Origin of the sequence: Sinorhizobium sp. RAC02 (genome assembly GCF_001713395.1) — a bacterium.
In the GTDB taxonomy this organism is placed as follows: Bacteria; Pseudomonadota; Alphaproteobacteria; order Rhizobiales; family Rhizobiaceae; genus Shinella.
Window position 1 is genome coordinate 2,698,480 of the sequence record NZ_CP016450.1, and the last position, 21,214, is coordinate 2,719,693.

16 protein-coding genes are annotated in these 21,214 nt (G+C 61.6%); 3 read left to right on the top strand and 13 right to left on the bottom strand.

Annotated features, from left to right (window positions below; all coding sequences use genetic code 11):
- Positions 1-91: 91 nt before the first annotated feature.
- The 10 genes from BSY16_RS12975 to BSY16_RS13020 form a co-directional block, all read right to left on the bottom strand.
- Complete coding sequence (locus tag BSY16_RS12975) at positions 92-892, bottom strand: crotonase/enoyl-CoA hydratase family protein (RefSeq protein WP_069060044.1); 801 nt, start codon at positions 890-892, stop codon at positions 92-94.
- Between the two features lie 33 nt (positions 893-925).
- The gene (locus BSY16_RS12980; protein WP_069060045.1) at positions 926-1,801 is read right to left on the bottom strand and encodes a hydroxymethylglutaryl-CoA lyase; all 876 of its coding nucleotides are present in this window, start codon (positions 1,799-1,801) and stop codon (positions 926-928) included.
- Positions 1,798-3,783 carry an acetyl/propionyl/methylcrotonyl-CoA carboxylase subunit alpha gene (locus BSY16_RS12985; RefSeq protein ID WP_069060046.1) on the bottom strand — a complete coding sequence of 662 codons (1,986 nt, stop codon included), beginning with the start codon at positions 3,781-3,783 and terminating at the stop codon, positions 1,798-1,800. Before BSY16_RS12985 ends, BSY16_RS12980 begins: the two co-directional genes overlap by 4 nt.
- A gap of 15 nt (positions 3,784-3,798) precedes the next feature.
- Complete coding sequence (locus BSY16_RS12990) at positions 3,799-4,182, bottom strand: RidA family protein (protein ID WP_069060047.1); 384 nt, start codon at positions 4,180-4,182, stop codon at positions 3,799-3,801.
- A gap of 13 nt (positions 4,183-4,195) precedes the next feature.
- On the bottom strand, positions 4,196-5,803 hold the full coding sequence (locus BSY16_RS12995; RefSeq protein ID WP_069060048.1) for a carboxyl transferase domain-containing protein: 1,608 nt from the start codon (positions 5,801-5,803) through the stop codon (positions 4,196-4,198).
- Positions 5,803-6,951 carry an isovaleryl-CoA dehydrogenase gene (locus BSY16_RS13000; RefSeq protein WP_171902450.1) on the bottom strand — a complete coding sequence of 383 codons (1,149 nt, stop codon included), beginning with the start codon at positions 6,949-6,951 and terminating at the stop codon, positions 5,803-5,805. The genes BSY16_RS12995 and BSY16_RS13000 overlap by 1 nt, the downstream gene beginning before the upstream one ends.
- Positions 6,952-6,990: 39 nt before the next feature.
- Positions 6,991-10,452: an indolepyruvate ferredoxin oxidoreductase family protein gene (locus tag BSY16_RS13005; protein ID WP_069060050.1), complete on the bottom strand. Its 3,462-nt coding sequence runs from the start codon at positions 10,450-10,452 to the stop codon at positions 6,991-6,993.
- 163 nt (positions 10,453-10,615) lie between these two features.
- On the bottom strand, positions 10,616-11,068 hold the full coding sequence (locus tag BSY16_RS13010) for an Lrp/AsnC family transcriptional regulator (RefSeq protein ID WP_069060051.1): 453 nt from the start codon (positions 11,066-11,068) through the stop codon (positions 10,616-10,618).
- A gap of 18 nt (positions 11,069-11,086) precedes the next feature.
- Positions 11,087-12,238, bottom strand: a complete 1,152-nt coding sequence (locus BSY16_RS13015; RefSeq protein ID WP_069060052.1) for a fumarylacetoacetate hydrolase family protein — start codon at positions 12,236-12,238, stop codon at positions 11,087-11,089.
- 82 nt (positions 12,239-12,320) lie between these two features.
- The gene (locus tag BSY16_RS13020; protein WP_069060053.1) at positions 12,321-13,505 is read right to left on the bottom strand and encodes a DUF6716 putative glycosyltransferase; all 1,185 of its coding nucleotides are present in this window, start codon (positions 13,503-13,505) and stop codon (positions 12,321-12,323) included.
- 238 nt (positions 13,506-13,743) lie between these two features.
- Here BSY16_RS13020 and BSY16_RS13025 point away from each other — a divergent pair, with 238 nt between their 5' ends.
- From BSY16_RS13025 to BSY16_RS13035, 3 genes are read left to right on the top strand one after another with little or no spacing between them, the layout of a single operon-like run.
- Positions 13,744-15,246: a hypothetical protein gene (locus tag BSY16_RS13025; protein ID WP_150129956.1), complete on the top strand. Its 1,503-nt coding sequence runs from the start codon at positions 13,744-13,746 to the stop codon at positions 15,244-15,246.
- On the top strand, positions 15,243-16,382 hold the full coding sequence (locus tag BSY16_RS13030; protein WP_069060055.1) for a polysaccharide pyruvyl transferase family protein: 1,140 nt from the start codon (positions 15,243-15,245) through the stop codon (positions 16,380-16,382). The genes BSY16_RS13025 and BSY16_RS13030 overlap by 4 nt, the downstream gene beginning before the upstream one ends.
- Position 16,383: 1 nt before the next feature.
- Entirely contained in the window at positions 16,384-18,426 is a 2,043-nt protein-coding gene (locus BSY16_RS13035; protein WP_069060056.1) for a tetratricopeptide repeat protein, read from the top strand.
- Positions 18,427-18,549: 123 nt separating this feature from the next.
- Here the strand turns inward: BSY16_RS13035 and BSY16_RS13040 are convergent, their stop codons facing one another.
- Genes BSY16_RS13040 through BSY16_RS32435 form a run of 3 tightly spaced genes read right to left on the bottom strand, consistent with a single transcriptional unit; the run spans position 18,550 to position 21,208 of the window.
- Positions 18,550-19,248 (bottom strand): acylneuraminate cytidylyltransferase family protein, encoded by a 699-nt coding sequence (locus tag BSY16_RS13040; RefSeq protein WP_069060057.1) that lies wholly within the window; start codon positions 19,246-19,248, stop codon positions 18,550-18,552.
- A gap of 59 nt (positions 19,249-19,307) precedes the next feature.
- Positions 19,308-20,234, bottom strand: a complete 927-nt coding sequence (locus BSY16_RS13045; RefSeq protein ID WP_171902415.1) for a polysaccharide deacetylase family protein — start codon at positions 20,232-20,234, stop codon at positions 19,308-19,310.
- Positions 20,228-21,208 (bottom strand): hypothetical protein, encoded by a 981-nt coding sequence (locus BSY16_RS32435; protein WP_069060058.1) that lies wholly within the window; start codon positions 21,206-21,208, stop codon positions 20,228-20,230. The genes BSY16_RS13045 and BSY16_RS32435 overlap by 7 nt, the downstream gene beginning before the upstream one ends.
- Between the last annotated feature and the right edge of the window lie 6 nt (positions 21,209-21,214).

Below are 21,214 nucleotides of genomic sequence, written 5' to 3' on the forward strand. Positions count from 1 at the left end.
CAACGGTCTCATTCCGCAGGAGACCGCCCTCACTTGAGGGCAGAGGGTTCGCTGAGAGGCAGAATTCCAAACAGCACCCGCGTTGCCGCGATCATTTGCCGGAATCCGCCGGCACCCAGCCCGGCTTGCGTTTCTCCAGAAACGCCGCAATACCTTCCGCCGCCGCAGGCGTTTCCCAGGTATCGGCAAGCCGCGTCAGCGTCATCTCGATCAGTTTGTCGTCGATCGGCAGGGCGAGTGCATGGGCGAGCGCCTTGGCCGCGGCAACGGCCTCTGGCGACGCCGTGAAGTAGGGCGCAATCTCTGCCTCGATCGCCGTATCCAGCCCGTCAGCCGCGACGATGCCGCTGACCAGGCCGATGTCGCGGGCCGTCGGCGCATCGAACAGGCGGGCGGAGGTGGCGAACCGCAGGAAGGCCGCGGGACCGATGCGGGCGGCGACATAGGGGCTGATCGTTGCCGGAATGAGGCCGAGGCGGGTTTCCGTCAAGCCGAAGCGGGCGCCTTCCACGGCAATCGCCGCATCGCAGACACTGATGAGGCCAACGCCGCCGCCATAGGCCTGGCCGTTGACGCGGGCGACCAGCGGCTTTTTCAGATCGCGCAGCGCCTTCAGCATCAAGGCCAGCCGGCGCGCTTCCGCGATGCGCTCCTCACGGGTGGCAGTGATCTGCTCCTTCATCCAGTTGAGGTCGCCGCCCGCGCAAAAACTCTCGCCCTCGCCGCTCAGCACGACCACGCGCACCGCCCTATCATCGCCGAGCAGGCCGGCAACGGCGGTCAGTTCGCGGATCATCAGGCCGGACAGCGCATTGTGCTGCGCATGGCGGCGCAGCGTCAGGGCCGCTACACCGCGCCGGTCGACGGATACGGAAATGGTCTCGAAATTCATGACTACCTCCTCCTCTAGCGCTATCGCACACAGCTAACCATTTTTCCCGGAATCGCCCTTGCCAGTGATCTTCCGCGCAAAGGCCGCAGCCGCCGCCAGCTTGTCCCGGACGAGCCCCGTCTCGTAGCCTTCCACCGCAAGCATATCGGCGACGACAAGCGTATCCACATTGCCGCGCGCACCGGGCGCATAGGGGCAGCCGCCAAGCCCGCCGACCGAGGCATCGAAGACGGACAGCCCATGATCGAGCGCAACGCGAATATTGTCGAGCGCCAATCCGCTCGTATCGTGGAAATGGCCGGCAAGATTTTCCGGGGCGGCGACGGCGAGCACCCCGTCCAGCATGGCCGCGACCTCGTTTGGCCGTGCACGGCCGATCGTGTCGCCAAGGCTTACCTCATGGCAGCCGAGGCGCAGCAACTGTTCCGTCACCGCTGCCACAGCGCGGGGCTTGACCGGGCCGTCATAGGGGCATTGCACGACGCAGCTGACATAGCCACGCAACGGAATGCCATCAGCCTTCGCGGCCTCCGCGACCGGCCGGGCGCGCTCGATGCTTTCGGCAATCGAGCAGTTGAGATTGGCGCGCGAAAAACCTTCGGAGGCCGAGAGGAAGACTGCAACCTCGTCGACACCTGCCGCCTTCGCCGCCTCGTAGCCCTTCATGTTGGGCACCAGCGCCGCATACGAAATGCCGGCCCGGCGCTTGATGCCCGCCATGACCTGCGCCCCGTCGGCAAGCTGCGGCACCCATTTCGGGCTGACGAAACTCGTCGCCTCGATACGCCTGAAGCCACAATCCGACAACACGTCGATCAGCGCGATCTTATCGGCGGACGGGATGATCGCCTTCTCATTCTGCAAGCCGTCGCGGGCGGCCATCTCGACGATTTCGATGTGTCGGCTCATGCCGCCTCCTCGGACTCCAGCGAGAGCAAAAGCGCGCCCTCGGCCACTTGGTCGCCGACTGCGACGGGCACAGCGGCCACCACGCCGTCACGGGGGGCCGCCAGCACCAGTTCCATCTTCATCGCCTCCATGGTGACGAGCGGATCGCCCTTCGTCACGCGTGCACCCGGTTCCGCCGAGACGATGCGAACCAGGCCGGGCATCGGCGCAGAGAGCCGGTCACCGCCGGCAGCCGTCTCGCCATGGTGGCTTGCCTCTTCCGCGCGTGCGAAGGCATGGCTATGGCCGGCGAAGAAGACGACGATGTCGGCGCGGTCGCTGTGCACCCTTGCCGGCAGCACATGGCCATCAAGGTCCACTTGCAAGGAACGGCCGTTCGACGATCGAATTCGGATATTCGTTGCTAGGTCGTTGCGTTCGATGCGGAAGCGATCCTGGCCGAGCGTCGTGACGCGCAGGGCATGTTCCGCGCCGCCGTGATCCAGAAAAACCGTCTGTGCGGCCTCGCCCCACAAGCGGAAACCACGGATATCGGCCCACGGGTCCGGATCGGCCGGTGCGGCGAGTAAACCGAGCGCCGAAAGGGCAGCCAGTGCAAAAGCCTCCTCGGGGGCATCGGGTTCAGCCAGCAGCCCTTCGCCCGCCCGGCCGATCACCCCGGTATCGACATCACCGGCGGCAAAGGCCGGCAGACGGCACAGGCGGGCGAGGAAGCCGGCATTTGTCGTCACGCCACCAACGCGGCATTGTTCCAGCGCCGTTTCCAGTTTCGCCAGAGCTTCCGCGCGGGTGCTGCCCTGGGTGATGACCTTGGCGATCATCGGGTCGTAGAAGGGCGTGATGAGATCACCGGCCCGCACGCCGGAATCGATGCGGGCACCGTCCGGCAGGTCGAAAACGGAGAGGCGGCCGGTCGCCGGCAGGAAATCGCGCGCCGGGTTTTCCGCATAGAGCCGCGCTTCGAAGGCCCAGCCATTGATGGCAAAGTCCTCCTGCCGTTTCGGCAAGGGCTCGCCGGCGGCGACGCGCAGCTGCCATTCGACGAGATCGAGGCCGGTGATCGCCTCCGTCACGGGATGCTCGACCTGAAGGCGCGTGTTCATTTCCATGAAATGGAAGCGGTCCTGCCGCAAGCCTTCCGAAACGTCGGCAATGAACTCGACCGTACCGGCACCGCTATAGCCGATCGCCGCAGCCGCCCGCACCGCAGCCGCCCCCATCGCCGCGCGCATTTCCGCCGTCATGCCGGGAGCGGGCGCCTCTTCGATGACCTTCTGGTGCCGGCGCTGGAGGGAGCAGTCGCGCTCGAAGAGATGCACGACATTGCCGTGATTATCGCCAAAAACCTGCACTTCGATGTGGCGGGGCTTGGCCATGTATTTTTCGACGAGCACCCGCCCGTCGCCGAAGGCGCTTTCGGCTTCGCGGCGGGCGCTTTCCAGCGCCACGGCAAAATCGGCAGGCCGCTCCACCCGCCGCATGCCCTTGCCACCGCCGCCGGCGCGCGCCTTGATCAGCACGGGGTAACCGATGGCATCCGCCTCACCGGCAAGGAAAACGGCATCCTGCTTCTCGCCGTGATAGCCGGGCACCACGGGCACGCCCGCCTTCTCCATCAGCGCCTTTGCCGCATCCTTGAGACCCATGGCACGGATGGCGCTTGCCGAGGGGCCGATGAAGACGAGCCCGGCGGCTTCCACCGCCTCCACGAAAGCGGGGTTTTCCGACAGGAAACCATAGCCGGGATGCACCGCCTCCGCCCCGCTCGCCTTTGCCGCCTCGAGGATTGCCGGGATGTTCAGGTAGCTCTTTGCCGCTTCCGCAGGGCCGATGCGAATGGCCTCGTCGGCCATTTCGACATGCAGCGCCTCACGGTCGGCATCGGAATAGACGGCGACCGTCGCGACACCCAGACGCCTGGCGGTGCGGATGACGCGGCAGGCGATTTCGCCGCGATTGGCGATGAGGATTTTCCTGAACATGCGCGTTTCGGCTTTCTATTGTGCGGCGATCGCTTCGACTTCGAGCAACCATTTTTCGTCGAAGATCGAGGCGATGACGACACTCATGGCCGGCGCGACGCCGCCGAGATATTCGCTGCGGATCTCGCGATTGGCCAGAGTGTGATGCCGGTCGGCAAGAAATGTCGTGACCTTGACGAGATCGGCCTTCGACATCCCGGCAGCTTTCAGCTGAGCGTCGATGTTGCGCCAGACGAGCCGCGCCTGGTCCTCGAAGCCCTCGGGCACCTTGTCGTCGTCCGAGACGGGGATTTGGCCGCTGATGAACAGCAGCGTCTTGAAATCCTCGATCTTCACGGCCTGCGAATAGCCGCCCCGCGGGGCGGGGGCGTTCTTGGCATTGACTGTTTCGCGCTTCATGGACTTGCCTCCTCTACATTCGGAAAATGCCGAAACGGGTGGGCTCGATCGGCGCGTTGAGCGCCGCCGAGAGCGAGAGCGCCAGCACATCGCGTGTCTTGCGCGGATCGACGATACCGTCGTCCCAGAGCCGGGCCGAGGCATAGAGCGGGTGGCTCTGGCGGGCGAACATGTCGATGGTCGGCTGCTTGAAGGCGGCTTCCTCCTCGGCGCTCCAGCTGCCGCCGGTGCGCTCGATGCCCTCGCGCTTGACGGTCGCCAGCACGCCGGCCGCCTGCTCACCGCCCATCACGGCGATGCGGCTGTTCGGCCAGGTCCAGAGGAAACGCGGCGAATAGGCCCGGCCGCACATGCCGTAGTTGCCGGCACCATAGGAGCCGCCGATCAGCACGGTGAGCTTCGGCACATTTGCGGTCGCGACCGCCGTGACGAGCTTGGCACCGTTCTTGGCGATGCCTTCCGCCTCATATTTGCGGCCGACCATGAAGCCGGTGATGTTTTGCAGGAAGACCAGCGGGATACCACGCTGGGCGCAGAGCTCGATGAAATGCGCACCTTTCAGCGCGGCTTCGGAGAACAGCACGCCATTGTTGGCGATAATGCCGACGGAAAGGCCGTGCAGGGCGGCGAAGCCGCAGACCAGCGTGGTGCCGAACCGGGCCTTGAACTCGTCGAAGCGCGAGCCATCGACCACGCGGGCGATCACTTCGCGCACATCATAGGGCGTGCGCGTATCGGCCGGCACGATGCCGAGCAGCTCTTCCGGGTCGTAGAGCGGTGCATCGCCATTGCCGGACTTCGTAACTTCCGGCTTACGCGTATTGAGGTTCGCGGCGATCTGCCGGGCAATCGACAAGGCATGCCGGTCATCGCGCGCCAAATGGTCGGCGACGCCGGAAAGGCGGGTGTGCACGTCGCCACCACCCAGATCCTCGGCCGTCACCACCTCGCCCGTCGCGGCCTTCACCAGCGGCGGGCCGGCGAGGAAGATCGTGCCCTGATTCTCGACGATGACCGTCTCGTCGCTCATCGCCGGAACATAGGCGCCGCCCGCCGTGCAACTGCCCATCACGACGGCGACCTGCGGAATGCCGGCGGCGGACATCTGGGCCTGATTGTAGAAGATGCGGCCGAAATGATCGCGATCGGGAAAGACCTCGTCCTGGTTCGGCAGGTTGGCGCCACCGGAATCAACGAGGTAGATGCAGGGTAGCCGGTTTTCCGCAGCAATCTCTTGCGCGCGCAGATGCTTCTTCACGGTGATCGGGTAGTAGGTGCCGCCTTTCACCGTGGCGTCGTTGCAGACGATCATGCATTCGCGGCCGGAGACGCGGCCGATGCCGGCGATCATGCCGCCGGAAGGCGAGGCACCGTCATAGAGGCCGTGGCCGGCGGTGAGGCCGATTTCGAGGAATGGGGAACCGGGATCGAGCAATTGCGCCACGCGGTCGCGCGGCAGCAGCTTTCCACGCGCGACATGGCGCTCCCGCGCTTTCGCGCCGCCGCCATCCATGGCCGCGCCTGCGGCCTCTTCCACAAGCCTCAGCGCATCGAGCATGACCTTGCGGTTCGTCTCGAAGGTTTCGCTGCGGGTGTTCACGGCCGAGGGGATGACCGGCATTACAGCGTCTCCTGAAAGATTTCGCGGCCGATCAGCATGCGGCGGATTTCGGATGTGCCCGCACCGATCTCGTAGAGCTTGGCGTCGCGCAGCAGGCGGCCGGTCGGGTAGTCGTTGATATAGCCGTTGCCGCCCAGCGACTGGATGGCCTCGAGCGCCAGTTTCGTCGCCATCTCGGCGGAGTAGAGGATACAGCCGGCGGCGTCCTTGCGGGTCGTCTCGCCGCGGTCGCAGGCGCTGGCGACGGCGTAGACATAGGCACGGCAGGCATTGAGCGCGACATACATGTCGGCGACCTTGCCCTGCATCAGCTGGAACTCGCCGATCGACTGGCCGAACTGCTTTCGCTCGTGGATGTAGGGTACGACCACGTCGAGGCAGGCGGCCATGATGCCGAGTGGACCGCCGGAGAGCACGACGCGCTCATAATCGAGGCCGGACATCAGCACGTTGACGCCGCGGCCGACCGTGCCCATCACGTTCTCCTCCGGCACCTCGCAGTCGACAAAAACCAGTTCGCAGGTATTGGAGCCGCGCATGCCGAGCTTGTCGAGTTTCTGGGCGGTCGAGAAGCCGGCAAAACCCTTTTCGATCAGGAAGGCGGTGATGCCGCGCGAACCCGCCTCGGGATCGGTCTTGGCATAGACCACCAGCACATCCGCATCCGGCCCGTTGGTGATCCACATCTTGTTGCCGTTCAGCACATAGCGGTCACCGCGCTTTTCGGCACGCAGCTTCATCGAGACGACGTCGGAGCCAGCACCCGGCTCGGACATGGCGAGCGCGCCGACATGGTCGCCGGAGATCAGTTTTGGCAGGTATTTCTGGCGCTGCTCGGATGTCGCGTTGCGGATGATCTGGTTGACGCAGAGGTTGGAATGGGCGCCGTAGCTCAGGCCCACCGAGGCGGAGGCGCGGCTGATCTCCTCCATCGCCACGCAGTGCGCAAGATAGCCCATGCCCGAGCCGCCATAGGATTCCGGCGCGGTAATGCCGAGCAGGCCGAGGTCGCCCATCTCCCGCCAGAGCGGCATGGGAAAGTTGTTCGTGCGGTCGATCTCGGCCGCCTGCGGCGCGATACGGTCCGTCGCGAACCGCCGCACGCTTTCGCGCAGCGCCTCTATGTCTTCCCCGAGCCCGAAGCTCATGCCGGCGTCGTACATGTCCATCCTCCCCTTGTCGCCGCCTCAGGCGGCCGTCTTCTGTCGTTCCGTCCTGTCGAAGGCCACGCGCATTTCCGCTTCACGCGCCTTCACCCGCTTCGCGGCATCCTCCTTCACCGGCCCGTATCCGCGAATCTCGCCGTAAAGCGAGGCAAGCGCAACGGCCGCATCGAGGTTTTCACGACAGAGGTTTTTCAGCACATGCTCGACCAGCGCCGCATAGTCGGTGATGAGCTGGCGCTCCATGCGGCGCTCCGTGGTGCGGCCGAACGGGTCGAGGGCCGTGCCGCGCAGGCCCTTGAGGCCGGCGAGTACACCGAAGGCCGGCAGCATCCAGCGGCCGAAGCGGCGCTTGCGCGGCCGGCCGTTCGCATCTTCACCCTGCAGGAACGGCGGCGCGAGGTTGAAGGCGATGCGGTAATTGCCCTCGAACTGCTCGGAAAGCCCCGCCTTGAAGGCCGGATCGGTGAAGAGCCGCGCCACCTCATATTCGTCCTTGTAGGCGAGAAGCTGGGCATAGACATGCGCAACCGCTCGCGTCAGCCGGTCATCCGGCACAAACGCCTTTTCGGCTTCCCGTACGCGGTCCACCAGCGCCTTGTAGCGGCTGGCGAGGGCAGCGTTCTGGTAGGCCGTGAGGTGCGTCATACGGTGCGCGATCAGCTCTTCCGTTGCCATGGTCTCCAGTGTCGCGGTCCGTTTGCCCGGCTCCAGCAGGCGCTCGGCGCGGGCGGGATCGGCGGCAATCAGCCGGCCCCAGCCGAAGGCGGAGAGCGTGGCGTCGACCGCCACCCCGTTCAGCACGATCGCCTGTTCGATCGCCTGGCGGGTGAGCGGAATCAAACCCTTCTGCCAGGCGAAACCGGTCATCAGGATGTTCGTCGCCATGGCATTGCCGGCAACCTTTTCGGCGACCGTGGTGAAATCGAGCAGGTGCGACGGCGCCCGCAATGCGGCGCGCACCGTGTTCTCGACGTCGCGCCGGCGGAAGTCGAAGTCCCGCTTGCGCACGAAATCGGCGACCGGTGTCAGCCTGGTGTTGATCACGCCCGTCGTGCGGTGGTGGTCGCAGAGCGTCACGGCATCCTTGGAGGAGGCCACCACGTCGTCGGCGGCAATCAGCAGGTCCGCACCGCCGGTGATGATGCGCGGCGAGGATACGTCCTGATCTTTGAGACCAATGCGCAGGTGGCTCATCACGGCGCCCCCCTTCTGGGCGAGGCCTGCCATATCGAGGATCATCGGCGACTTGCCGTCGAGATGGGCAGCCATGCCGAGGATGGCGCTGATCGTGAGGATGCCCGTGCCTCCAATGCCGGCGATGGCGATGTTGTAGGAACGGTCGCCAATCCTGACGATCTCGGGTTCCGGAATGCCTGTGAGGTCCGGGTTCGAGCGTGCCGTCTTGCGCAGGCGGCCGCCCTCCACCGTCACGAAGGACGGACAGAAACCCTTGAGGCAGGAATAGTCCTTGTTGCAGGTCGACTGGTTGATCTTGCGTTTGCGGCCAAATTCCGTATCGAGCGGTTCGACGGAGACGCAGTTCGACTGGGTGGAACAGTCGCCGCAGCCTTCGCAGACCGCCGGATTGACCATCAGGCGGACCGGCGGGTCTTCCATAAGGCCGCGCGAACGGCGGCGGCGCTTTTCTGCCGCACAGGTCTGCACATAGACGATGGCCGAGCAGCCGGTCACGTCCCTTATGTCGCGCATCACCCGGTCCATCTCGTCACGGTGGCGAATGATGACACCCGGTGCCAGCATGGACGGCGAATAGACTTCGGGATGGTCGGAAACGAGGTAGATCGGCCCGACGCCCTCGTCATGCAGCTGGCGCGTCACCGCCTCGGGGCTGATGGGCCCGTCGACCGTTTGCCCGCCGGTCATGGCAACCGCGTCGTTGTAGAGCAGCTTGTAGGTGATGTTGACACCGGCTGCGACCGACTGGCGGATCGCCAGGATGCCGGAATGGTAATAGGTGCCGTCGCCGAGATTGACGAACATGTGCTTTTCATCGGTAAACGGCGCGATGCCCGACCACGGCACGCCCTCGGCGCCCATATGCGTGAAGGTCGTCGTCTCGCGATCCATCCACTGCACCATGTAATGGCAGCCGATGCCGGCCGCCGCACGGCTTCCCTCCGGCACCTTGGTGGAGGTGTTGTGCGGACAGCCCGAGCAGAAATAGGGCACGCGCTCGATGGGCGCGGCATGCGCCTTGCGGATCTTTTCGCGCTCCAGCAGGTAGGCGAGTTCGTCGGCGATCACCGTCTTCAGGCCGGCATCGAATTCGAAATGCAGCAGGCGGGCGGCGATGGCGCGGGCGACCACGCCGACCGTCAGCGCCTGCGACAGGGGTAGGAAGGGATGGTCTTCATGGTCGAACTTGCCGATGATGCGGGGTCGTTCGCCGTGATGCCAGTTGAACAGTTGCTGCTTGATCTGGTTTTCGATGATCTCGCGGCGCTCCTCCACCACGAGCACCTCTTCGAGTCCTTGCGAAAATTCGCGCACGCCTTCCGGTTCCAGCGGCCAGGGCATGCGGACCTTGTAGATACGCATGCCGATCTCGGCCATCTCGGCCGGGCCAAGCGAAAGCTCCTTCAGCGCCTGGAGCACATCCTCATAGGCCTTGCCGGATGCGATGATGCCGAAGCGGGCGCGTGGCACATCATGCGTCACCTCATCCACCTTGTTGGCGCGGGCAAAGGCGATGGCTGCATAGCCCTTGTAGGTCTGCAGCCGTTCGTCCTGTGGCAGCGGCGGATCCGGCCAACGCAGGCTGAGGCCGCCCGGCGGTAACTCGAAATCTTCGGGCAAGACGAACTGCCGGCGCTCGCCCGCAAGATCGACCGAGGCAGTGGTCTCGACCGTGTCGGAGATGAACTTCATGCCGACCCAGCAGCCGGAATAGCGCGACATGGCGGTGCCAAGCAGCCCATATTCGACGAACTCGTGGATGGATGACGGATAGAGCACCGGCATCAGCGCCGACATGAAGGCATGGTCGGACTGGTGCGGGATGGACGACGACTTTGCCGAGTGATCGTCGCCGGCAAAACACAGCACGCCGCCCTGTTTCGAGGTACCGGCGGCATTGGCGTGTTTGAAGACGTCGCCACAGCGATCGACACCCGGCCCCTTGCCGTACCAGTAACCCGCGACGCCGTCTTTGCGTGCGCCGGGCGACAGATGAAGCTGCTGCGTGCCCCAGACGGCGGCGGCCGCCAGATCCTCGTTCACCCCCGGCCGGAACACGATGTCGTGCGCCGCCAGATGTTTGCCGGCTTTCGCCAGCTGCTGGTCGTAATTGCCGAGCGGCGACCCACGATAACCCGAGATGAATGCAGCAGTGTTCAGCCCCGCGGCACGGTCGCGCCGCATCTGAACGATGGGCAGGCGCACGAGTGCCTGGATGCCGGAAAGGAAGACCCTTCCCTCCTCCGCCGTATACTTGTCCTCGAGAGAAAAGCTCTGCTTCAGCATGACTTCCTCCTCGATGGCCCTCCTCCACGAAAGCCATCCTCCATATCTAGGAGCCTACGCCGGGATTGGGAGGAGCGGGTCCTTATTTTCTCCTTGCAGCATCACGATTTAGGGATGGTATCCGCAAAGCGGGCCTGTGGACGCAAAGCTATCCTACTGAGCCTCAGATCGGCACGCGGTGGGTGTTTTTCAGCTCATCGAGCGCGAAGCTCGAATTGACGAAGCCGACGCCCGGCAAGCGCAGCAGGGCCTTCTTCAAAATCTCCTCGTACTGGCGCACACTGCTGGTCAGCACGCGCAGCACATAGTCGTGCTCGCCGGTCATCGAGTAGCACTGCACGACTTCCGGCATGTTCTTGACCGCCTTCTCGAATTCGAGCAGCGTCACTTCGTCATGCTGTTTTAGCCGCACGAAGCAGAAGACCGAGACCTCGAAGCCGACGAGCTTCGGGTCGACCGCAATGATACGACCGCGGATGATGCCGAGCCGCTCCATCTCCTTGATGCGCCGCCAGCACGGCGTATGGCTGAGGCCCACGCGCTCGCCGATCTGGGCGACCGTCAGCTCCGGTTCGCTCTGCAAAAGCCGCAGGATCTTGCGGCTCGTCTCGTCCATGCTGCCCTCGCCCATGACCTAGAGAAACCCGCGGGAGGCGAGATTGCGCATCAAGGCGGCGATACCGAAGGTCCAGGGCGGGCATTTGGTAGAGAGACGTACCGTGTTGACCAGCGCCCCCAACTCGGCATTCGAGATGGTGACCCGGTCGCCGGTCTTGTGGGTAAAGCCCTGGCCCGGCGCATCGCGGTCCTCGACCGGTGCAAAGAGCGTGCCCATGAACAGCATGAAACCGTCAGGATATTGGTGGTGTTTGCCGATCGTCTGGGAAACGAGATCGAGCGGGTCGCGGCTGATTTCACGCATCGTGCTGCGGCCCTTCAGCAGGAAGCCGTCCTCCCCTTCGATCGAGAGGTCGAGATCGGCCTTGCGCACGTCATCGATCGAATAGGTCTCGTCGAACAGGCGAATGAACGGACCGATGGCGGAGGAGGCATTGTTGTCCTTCGCCTTGCCGAGCAACAGTGCCGAGCGGCCCTCGACATCGCGCAGGTTCACATCATTGCCGAGTGTCGCGCCCTTGATGCGGCCCTTGCTGTCGACGGCCAGCACGATTTCCGGCTCTGGGTTGTTCCACTTCGAAATCGGATGCAGGCCGACCGAAGCCCCCCATCCGACCGAGGCGAGCACCGGTGCTTTCGTAAACACCTCGGCATCCGGCCCGATGCCGACTTCGAGATATTGCGACCAGACGCCTTCCTCGATCAGCGCCGCCTTGACCCTGGCCGCCGCTTCCGAGCCCGCCTTCAGGTCGCGCAGGCTGTCGCCGATGATGGCGGTGACACGACCGCGCACCTTCTCCGCCACAGCCGGATTGCCCGCCGCCTTCTCCTCGATCACCCGCTCGATCATCGACCGCGCAAAAGTGACGCCACAGGCCTTCACGGCCTGGAGATCGCAGGGCGCCAGAAGATGAAGCCGGGAAAAATCGCCCGCGCCTTCGACTGAAACCTCCAGCGCGACATCCAGCGTATCCAGGGGGTCGCAAGACGCAGAGCGCGCGACCGCCGCGGGGTCATCGTTCTCCAGAAGATCGCGCATGGTGGGTATGATCTTTGAGGTTATGTCGCAGAGCTTGCCGTCACGCAAAACCACGACCGCCGGCCCCTGTACATCCGGCCGCCAGACGCGCCCGACAAACGTTCCTTGCGAAAAATTGCCTGCCGTCACCGCGCGTCCTCCTTGCTGGCTTTCGTCCTATCGATATGCCTTCGTGGTCGTTAGGCACCCTCTGCCGGGCAGCGGAGCGTCTTCACCCACCCACAAACAAGTTTCGCACCTTTCTCAGGAAAAACCGGACACGCCTCTTTATGTTGTAGCCGCTCCAGTATTTTTCCGCAAAGCACGCATTCAAGATCGGCCTGCGCTTATAGGCAGCGGCGTTGACGAAAATTTCGAACAGATCGTCAAGCGCGGCTTCGGGCTTGCTTATGTTCGCGTCCAGCCACTCCGGATCCGGACCGGCCGGCAGGACATCGTTGCGTATGCCGTCAAATGTCGCCTCCAATCCGCTGCCCTGAAACAGGAGATTGCCAAAGGAGGCCTTCCAACCGAAATCAGCAATGATCGCTGTCGGGATCCCTCGGCTGACGGCGTTTATCAGAAGCGTGCTCGCAAAGCCCAGGCACAGATCGCATCTACCCAAAGCTTCCTGCGGCGCGTCGTATTTCACCACCAGGTTCTTGGGCAGCATTCCCCCGGGGCTCGAGGACAGAAGAAGTTTCGGCAGCTGGTATTTCGGGGGATGCGCAGAATTGTGCCCACTGTGATCCCGGCACTGCACGATGAGTTCCCTGTCTGGCCAGGCGAGTGCATAGTCAACCAAAAATCGGGACAGGGCCGTCCTGTCCCCCTTGCTGTAGGGAACAACGTTCTGGTCGATGAAGAGAACCGTGCGCAGCGAAGGACTTACCTCTGCACGTGGCTGAACGCCCATCAGAGATGGAAACCCGAGAAGGAAAGCGTTTTCGTCGCTCGCCCCGTGCTTTTTGCAAAACTTCTTGTAGTCCCTCACGTTGTTCTTCGAATTGAACAAGACAATGTCGCTGGCAACCCGATGGGAAAACCCGACATCCTGCCGATAGAGTGTAACGCCGGCAAAACAGCTGACGAAGAGCGGCCGATCGCCATCTGAATGTTCGAATTCCCGCGTCACATTCCAGATTCGGCGTCCGGAACAGCAGAAAAACACCACATCACAAGCGGCTGCCCTCACGGAGGCCGCAAGATTGCCGTCAGACGCATAGGAGAACCCTCCGGTCTTGCGCAGCGCTTTTGTGAGCGTGCCGTTGACGACAATGTCTCGCCCCGAATCCCTTTCCAGGAAAAGATACTGGACGTTGGCCCCTTTTGATAAAAATACGGGAGCGAGCCTGGCGGCGATGTCCGCATAGGCGTCATAAGAGATAACGAATAGGATTTTCGGTTTTCTGGACATTTTCAAAGGTAGGCGTTTGCGCCGTCAGACGGCGGATTCTGGTGACTGATCGCATTTCGCTCTCTGAAGTCAATCCCCCAACACACGCATACAACCGCCTTGAGCCGGCCTTGCAACAAAAGACTGCAAACGAAGACATCGTGCGGCTCAGCACGCCGTTATCAATCTGCGCTTGCCTTGATCGAACGCCTTGCCTAAAAGAGAAATCGACAAATGGCGACGAAAAGGCGCTAATCCATTGAAGAAAATGGGATTTCTTATTCCATCAGTGATTAAGAAGCACTTTCGGCGTTTGCGCAAGGCGATAGGAATGGGAGGGGGCACTCCCGCTGATATCGTAGCGTTGCGTGCGCAGTTGCTTGCCTTCCCCCGCCTGTTTCCCGTAAATCAAATCCTGTATCGCGGCGAAAAAATCTGGCCGGTTTTCCGGTTCGCGCTCTGGCGCACCCTGCGGGCGATCTATGAAGGCCGGGACAATAAGGTCAATCCGCAGAAGCCCATGCTGCCGCCCGAATGGGAAAAGGAATATCGCGAGTTGTGCGGCGCCATCTCCATCGATGAACTGGCGACCAATAGCCCGCTCGACTTCCTGTTTTTCGTCAACCAACGGGGCGTCGAGCAGTTTTCGGGACCGGAAGGCATCTACAACCGCATTACCGACCCCGTTTTCGAAGCGGCGCGCACCGTCGGCACAGCACAGAAGATCGAGCTTCTCAAGAGCCGCGGTCTACTGGACACGAATCGCGTCCACCCCCCCATCTACATCCTGCCGCCCCAATTGCGCAGCGTCGGGCACATACAGTTGCTCGACGTGCCGCCAAATTTTGTGGAAATACTGCAAGCCAGCTTCCCGGCAATCCAGTTTCGCGACGACGATGTCAGCGACATAGTGGACTGGCATTTCCACCAATACGAGATCTACCACCAGATCCTCACGCGGATGCGCCCGAAATGCGTTTTCTTCATGGGTTTTGAGTTTCACCTTGCCCTGAGCCAGGCCGCTGCCGATCTTGGCATCAAGAGCGTGGACCTGCAGCACGGCACGCAGACGGGCTGGGGTCCACTCTACAAGTGGTGGGATGAAATGCCGGCGGAAGGGTACAAAATGCTCCCCGACTATTTTTGCGTATGGGGAAAACGTGACTTCGACCATCTTTCGACAACAATACCCGGCGCAAAACATCAGCCGATCATCGGCGGTTTTCCCTGGATGGACAGACAGAAGGATCTCGGCGCGCCCCTCAGTGACGCGTTCAAAGCCAAGCTCGCAGCCTACAAGAAGGTGATCCTTGTGACGCTCCAGCATCAGAATACCGTGCCGGAAATACTGTCAGCGACGATCGCCCAAAGCCCTTCGGACTATTTATGGCTGCTGCGAAAGCACCCGAAAGGACGTTCGCCAAAGGCACGCGGCGCGCTTGCGCGCGACAACGTGGTTATCTCCCCGGAAGTCGACAATGTCGTGCTCAGCCACCTCCTCCCACTCGTTGACGTCCATATGACAGCTGGATCGACCGTCGTGCTGGAGGCGGACTACTTTGGCGTCCCCAGTATCGTGTGGGATGTTACCGGTGTTGAAAACTACGAAGAGATGATCGAAGAAGGTCTCGTGCACAGCGTCTATTCAAGCGCAGAATGTGTCGCGATCTTGGCTACTTTAGAGCGCCGTCCTTCCACGGGCAGCGAAGCAATTTGCGTAACAGATACAGCAGCGGTGCTGCGCTCATTGGTGAAACTATGACAAAAAAAACTGCAGTCGACTTGCTGGTATACGGGCCGTGCTCCAATGCCGGTGACGTTCTCATTCATCAGACCTTCAATGCCCTGTTCAAGGATAGCCTGGACACGCAGTACCGCCACATCCGCGCGGACAAGCTGGGTTGCCCGACCGGCAACGTCGTAATCGGCCCCGGCGGCCTCCTGTCCGGCGCCTACCGCGCCGATACCGCTCCCGACGAGTTGGTTATCCGGCACTTGAATGCGAAGACCTTGGACGCGTGGCAGAAAGCCGGCAAGAAGATCTTCTGCTTCGGCACGGGTACGAACACGCCTTTCGACGCGCACAAGAATGCAAAGCCGTTCTCAAGTGTCAGCGAACAGAACATCGCGAAGCTTGCCCATCTTGCCACGCGTCTCTATCTGCGCGGCACGCGCGACATTCTGCGCCTTTCGTCGTTCTGCGCCAGCGAGGACAGCGACAAGTTCGTCTTCCAGCCCTGCCCGTCGGTCTTCCTCGACCGTCTCTTCAACATCAAGCCGGAAACCAGCGATCGCATCGCCATAAACTTTCCGCTGAACGCGGTGCTGACGAAAGAGAACGTCGCCAACCATCCGCTCAAGCGCTTCAAGGAATATGCCAACGCCCAGGGCCTTAAGATTTATTTCCTCGACAACCACCCGATGGACATTAACCCCTATGTCCTGGAGTTGTGCGACGGCACCACGCATGACAAAAAAGTCATGAAGATCGTTGCCACGGAAGGTTTCGGCGCCTCGTCCGAACACAACAAGAAGTTCCAAGACGTGTGGATGGATTATCAAAGCCTGCCGGCCCGCTTCAACGGCTATCGATTTGCGTTCGGAGCACGCCTGCACTCATTCCTTCCCTTCATGGCCTTCAATACCCCCACCGTTTTCCTGTCGCCGAACGAAATCCGCCGGCCGATGGGGATCGAGTACTTCCAGCACGCGGCCTTCAGTGCGGCGGTGCCGTGGTCGAACGCACAGGGACAGCAAACCGTTGCCAGCATGATCGACCGATTGAACTATTTCATCGCCCACGAAGACCGGCTGCGCGCCCACATTCAAGAACAAAAGGAACGCTTGTGGGCCATTACGCAGGTCAACAAGGCGGATATGCTCGAGCGCTTGAGCTAATATGCAGGCCAAACCGGATGTTCTGCACTTCGAAGCCAATCCCGAAAGTGACCGCCTTCTGGTCTATTTTGGAGACATAGGTTCACAGAAGGCAGATTTCGGCTTGTTCGCGCGTAGCAAAATCAACAAGCTGATCCTGCGAGACCCTAAGCGCACCTCGTACAATGGTCCGATCGCCGGCCTGTCAAAGAATGCGGATCAGCTGGCAGAGGTCCTGCAGCGCTATACAAGCCGCTTCGCGCCGGAAAACATCGTCGTGGCTGGTGGCTTCCTGGGGGGCTACGCAGCCCTGGCGTTCGGATGCCGGCTGGGTGTGGGGAAAATCGTGGCTTTCGCGCCGCAATTCCACTTGCACCCCCAACTGCCCTACGCCCCGAAAATGCCGGTAAAGCACGCGGACCTCTACAAAATCGTCGCCGCGCGTCATGCCCGGACCGATGTGGAGATCTGGTACGGGACCGAAGATATCGTGGACCTCTACCAGGCTCTTCCTGCCATGGACATTGAGGGGGTTGCCCATAGGCCGCTGAAGGGCTGCATGCATGATGTGCTTGCCCATATGAAGAATGAGGGACGCCTCGATTGCTTCTACGAATACATTTCAGGCTTGTCCTCCTTTGAATGGGAGCCCTATGATTTGCCTGTCCTGGACAAGTCGAGAATCAACTCTGCGGTTGAAAATTACTATATCCACAAGGATGACGACGCGGTTGTCGCCGCGCTGGCTCCGGTGGCGAGCACCTATAAGCTGTCAGCAGTTCACTACGCGCTCGGCTCGGCCTATTATCGAATGGGTAAGATGGCGGAAGCGGAAACCTGCTTTGAAGAAGCCATTGTTGCCTGCGAAAACAATTACGCCGCCTGGTACCATCGGGGCCTGACCTTTCTCAATCGTAAGGCTTATGCGCAGGCGGAGGATTGTTTTGCCGCCGCCATCACACATTCCCCATCGCCGAGTGCCGCCCGCTACGCGCAACTCGGCACCGCACAGCGCCTGCAGGGGAAGCTCGATTTGGCCAAGGCCACGCATCTCCATGCGCTCTCCCTCGGTGGCGGTCATATTGCCTCGCATTTTCAGTTGGGTTTGATCTACCAGGACCAAGGTCTATTGCAGGACGCTCTGGCGAGCTTTGAGCAGCATCTGCGCCTGCGGCCGGACGCGGATGCATCGCAAAAGCGAATCGACCAGTTACGCAAGAAAATCGCCCAGCGCATGCGCAGGAATGCCGAGGCGGCCAAATTCGAGACCCAGCCGAAAATCCTCTTCAACCGGATCGATGGCGCGCGCCAAGTGACCATCCTTCTCGGATTTTCCAAGTATATGTTTCGTGGATTCCAGCGAAACAACATACAAATGAAGGGGGATTGGTATCTCGATCACGTCAAGGAAAATACGGAGTATCTCAGTCAGCATATCCGCAGGCACAGTCTGTCCGTCGTCAACATCATCGGCACGAGCAAATCCTGCACCGGCGCGTTCATTTTCGCGGATGAACTCGCCAGACGCTTTCCGAAGGTAAAATTCAACGTCTTTGCATTCTCCGCGTACACCACCCTCGACAAGCGGTTTTACGATGAGCACCAACTCAACAAGTATCTGCCCGGTTCCCTCTTGGGGGTATGGGAGAATTCCGAAAAATACGCCTCGGCACTCGCACGCTATGGCGACAGTACCCAGTTGGCGAAAGCCAACAATATTTCTCTGATACTACTCTATCCAGAGTACAGCAGAGGGGGCGAGACCGCTTTGGCGCTGCGCATGCAAGGCCACGCCAACGTTCGCTTCGTGCCCCTGCCGGTGCGCACGCATTCCATTATCGCGCCGTTCTGGCATAAACTCCTCGAAGGCCAGGAAATTGAGGTATTCGAGGGGGTTGTGCGTCCGCTGCCTCCGCAGGACTACGCCTATTTTTCCGGCTTGCAGGACCGCTCCGACTATACGTTCGACCTCTATCATTTGCTTGACGATACGGAACGCTTTCTTGAAAGGCTCGAAGCGGCGAACAAAGATTACATTCGCACGCTCGGCAAGGCGCCTTACTGAAGCGCGCTGCGATCTTGGGGTGATTTTTCGTATGCAGTTGGCGCAAGACCGCTGCCGCCTCTTGTGCGACAATCTTTAGACTGTGAGGAACGTATGGCTCTCCTTTTCGAAAGGATGCTGGCGTTACCCGGTGGCTTTCCTGGACGCCTCGAGCATTTCCTCGCAACGGTGCAGATCCTCGATGGTATCGACGTCCACGGAGGCGGCGGCACTCATCACATATGGAACACACCCAGCGACATAGAAACTCTTCGCGCGCAAAAGCGTCTCAGTGCGGATGATGTAGATCGCACCATTCTGGCGATAGATTTTCGGCAGCTCCTGGCGCGGTTTTGATAGAGAGGGGGCATCGAAGAGCGGTTCGAGCCGGCCGCTGTCGTCTACACGGAAGCTCTTATAGGGGTGGTGTTCTTCTTCGCACACGCTGATCAGCGCCGGCACGTCGACCGCCTCATAGGCGGCAATGGCTTCTGCCAGATGACGAGCGTCGCGCAAGGGCGATGTTGGCTGCAGCAACACGATATGCTCCGGCATTTCTCCCCGTTCGGCCAGAACTGCAATCGCATGTTCTACCGCCACAAAGGTCGGGGCATCGTCGGTCGCCAGCGCCGCTGGGCGGGCGATATGCTGCGCGCCATGGCGGACAGAGACAGACGCGATTTCGGTGTCATCGGTGGTCACGTAGACGCTGCCCACCGCCGCACAACCGAGCGCTGCCTCAATGCTATAGGCAATCAGCGGTTTGCCGGCCAGATCGATGACGTTCTTGCGCGGCAAGCCTTTGCTGCCGCCACGCGCCGGAATGAGTGCCGCATAATTCATCGATCGTTCCCAAATGGCCGGAACGCCGCCCGGCCGTACCAGATATCAGAAGACCGGGCTCACCCCAGGCTGGCTGTGCCGTGTTCGAACATGTTGCAATCGTATCGCGGCAGACGATACTTCTCGTTGAGATCGGCCGCGTCAATGGATCGGGGCTCGACGCTGAACGCATATGAGACCCCAAGACCCTTCAGAATATCGACGGTATCGCGGTTGAAGGCTTGGTCTCCACCATAGGGGTAGCAGAAGCTGTTCTCTTTTGCCTCGCCGCAGAGCGAGTGAAGAAAGTCAAAAGATTCAGTGATTTCCTCCCGCTGGGCGGTGGCGTCGAGATGGCTGAGCAGGGTGTGGCTCTGCCCATGGCTTCCGATGCCCATCCCGCCATCCGCCATCTCGCGAATCTGCTCGCGCGTGAGGTAGAAGCGGGTAGCAAGACCGGGCTCGCTGCCGAAGACGCTCTCCATAAGATCCGCCAGAAGGGCCTCCTTGAAGGCCGGCCTCACGTAATAATTGATGAGCTGCTTGGCGTGGGTCGCCGCCTGGTCATTCTGCTGGCTCAAATAGGTGGTCGAGCCGAATTTTTCACTTCCCTCGATCAGCATGCCGGGTTCGATCCGCTCGTGCAGTTTTTCGAGAAGGGCATCCCCGCCGAGATGGCCGAGCAGCATGTGCACCCGGTGCACGTCAAGCAGCGCGCCGCGGCGATAGGGGCCGGACGGCACATAGAACAATCCCCAGAGGCCACGTTCCTTCAGGAGGGGATAGACGTAGCGGTAGTGATCCACCAGTCCGTCATCGAAGGTGAGGACCACGCCCTTGGCGGGCTCGCCGGTCTGAACCGCGCGGTGGAAGGCTTCGCGATCGACGAAGCCGTAGCGCTCCTGGAAAAAGTCGAGCTGCCGCGCGAAATCGTCCGCATGAAGATAGCGGAAGGACGGAAGGTCGGGTTCGCTCTTGCGAACGTAGTGATACATGATGCCTAGCATACGGGTATCCTGTTCGGGCGTTCCTGGTCGGCATCTCCGCGAAGGAGGAGGAACGGCGCGTCGCTCTTGAGAGCGTAGCCGACATCTACGTTGCGGGCTTCGAACGGCTCGAAGTAGCCGGGTATGATCGTTGCCCCATCCCTCTTCTGCCATCCCGCGGCAAGCAGGGTGGCCTGGTCCTCGCCGGTGACAGTGAGGTCGACATATTCGCACCCCTCCCGAACGACCAGATCCTGCAAGGCACCGGTAATCTCTGGCAGAAGCGAAACATCCCCCACTAGATCGACAATGCGCATCACCCGCGCGCCGTTGGCTTCCACCATCCGCAGCACGACGCAGAGATCGCCGCCGGCCATGAACAGGCGGTATTTGTAGAATGGGTGCTCGCTGAAGCGGCGGCGCAGATAGGTGCCCGACTTCACGGCAAGAGGACGCGGTGGCATCCAGTCGTCCGCTGGATTCTTCTCCGTCAGCAGCCGTTGCACGGGCAGGCGCGCTGCGACCTGCGGCTCGACGGCGATGGCGAAATGGGAAAGCTCCGGATTGCACAGATAATAATGGCTGAGCGTGCCTGTCCGCCAGCCGAGCATGCGATAGATCTTCTCGGCGACCTCGGTCACACCGAGCGTGCCAACGGCCTGCCAGTTCCCCTGTGCTTCGAGCGCCCGCAGCAGAAGAAGGCCGACGATCGGGCTTTGCGCATCGTCGACCACCTTCCAGAGGGAAAGCCAGGCCACAGCGTTCGACGCAAGCGCGCCGTCATAGCGGGTCGTCGGAATGAAACCGAGCACACCTTCGATCCGGCCCGAACTGTTGCGGGCCAGAAGGAAATTGTAGTCGTCGGTTTCCGGGCAGTAGTGCTGCCAGTCGAGAAGCGGCTTATGCGTCGCGAGAACGTGGCCCTTGCGCCAATGCGTATCGATGAACGCCATCAGTGCAGCGGCGTCTTCCGCTTTGGCGCGCGCGATGTTCAAAACGAT

Coding starts and splice junctions, on each gene's coding strand:
- BSY16_RS13010 (WP_069060051.1), bottom strand. CDS start 11,068: ATGGACGAGACGAGCCGCAAGATCCTGCGGCTTTTGCAGAGCGAACCG.
- BSY16_RS13000 (WP_171902450.1), bottom strand. CDS start 6,951: ATGAGCTTCGGGCTCGGGGAAGACATAGAGGCGCTGCGCGAAAGCGTG.
- BSY16_RS12980 (WP_069060045.1), bottom strand. CDS start 1,801: ATGAGCCGACACATCGAAATCGTCGAGATGGCCGCCCGCGACGGCTTG.
- BSY16_RS12985 (WP_069060046.1), bottom strand. CDS start 3,783: ATGTTCAGGAAAATCCTCATCGCCAATCGCGGCGAAATCGCCTGCCGC.
- BSY16_RS13045 (WP_171902415.1), bottom strand. CDS start 20,234: ATGCTAGGCATCATGTATCACTACGTTCGCAAGAGCGAACCCGACCTT.
- BSY16_RS13040 (WP_069060057.1), bottom strand. CDS start 19,248: ATGAATTATGCGGCACTCATTCCGGCGCGTGGCGGCAGCAAAGGCTTG.
- BSY16_RS12995 (WP_069060048.1), bottom strand. CDS start 5,803: ATGCCGGTCATCCCCTCGGCCGTGAACACCCGCAGCGAAACCTTCGAG.
- BSY16_RS13035 (WP_069060056.1), top strand. CDS start 16,384: ATGCAGGCCAAACCGGATGTTCTGCACTTCGAAGCCAATCCCGAAAGT.
- BSY16_RS13030 (WP_069060055.1), top strand. CDS start 15,243: ATGACAAAAAAAACTGCAGTCGACTTGCTGGTATACGGGCCGTGCTCC.
- BSY16_RS13005 (WP_069060050.1), bottom strand. CDS start 10,452: ATGCTGAAGCAGAGCTTTTCTCTCGAGGACAAGTATACGGCGGAGGAG.
- BSY16_RS13020 (WP_069060053.1), bottom strand. CDS start 13,505: ATGTCCAGAAAACCGAAAATCCTATTCGTTATCTCTTATGACGCCTAT.
- BSY16_RS12990 (WP_069060047.1), bottom strand. CDS start 4,182: ATGAAGCGCGAAACAGTCAATGCCAAGAACGCCCCCGCCCCGCGGGGC.
- BSY16_RS12975 (WP_069060044.1), bottom strand. CDS start 892: ATGAATTTCGAGACCATTTCCGTATCCGTCGACCGGCGCGGTGTAGCG.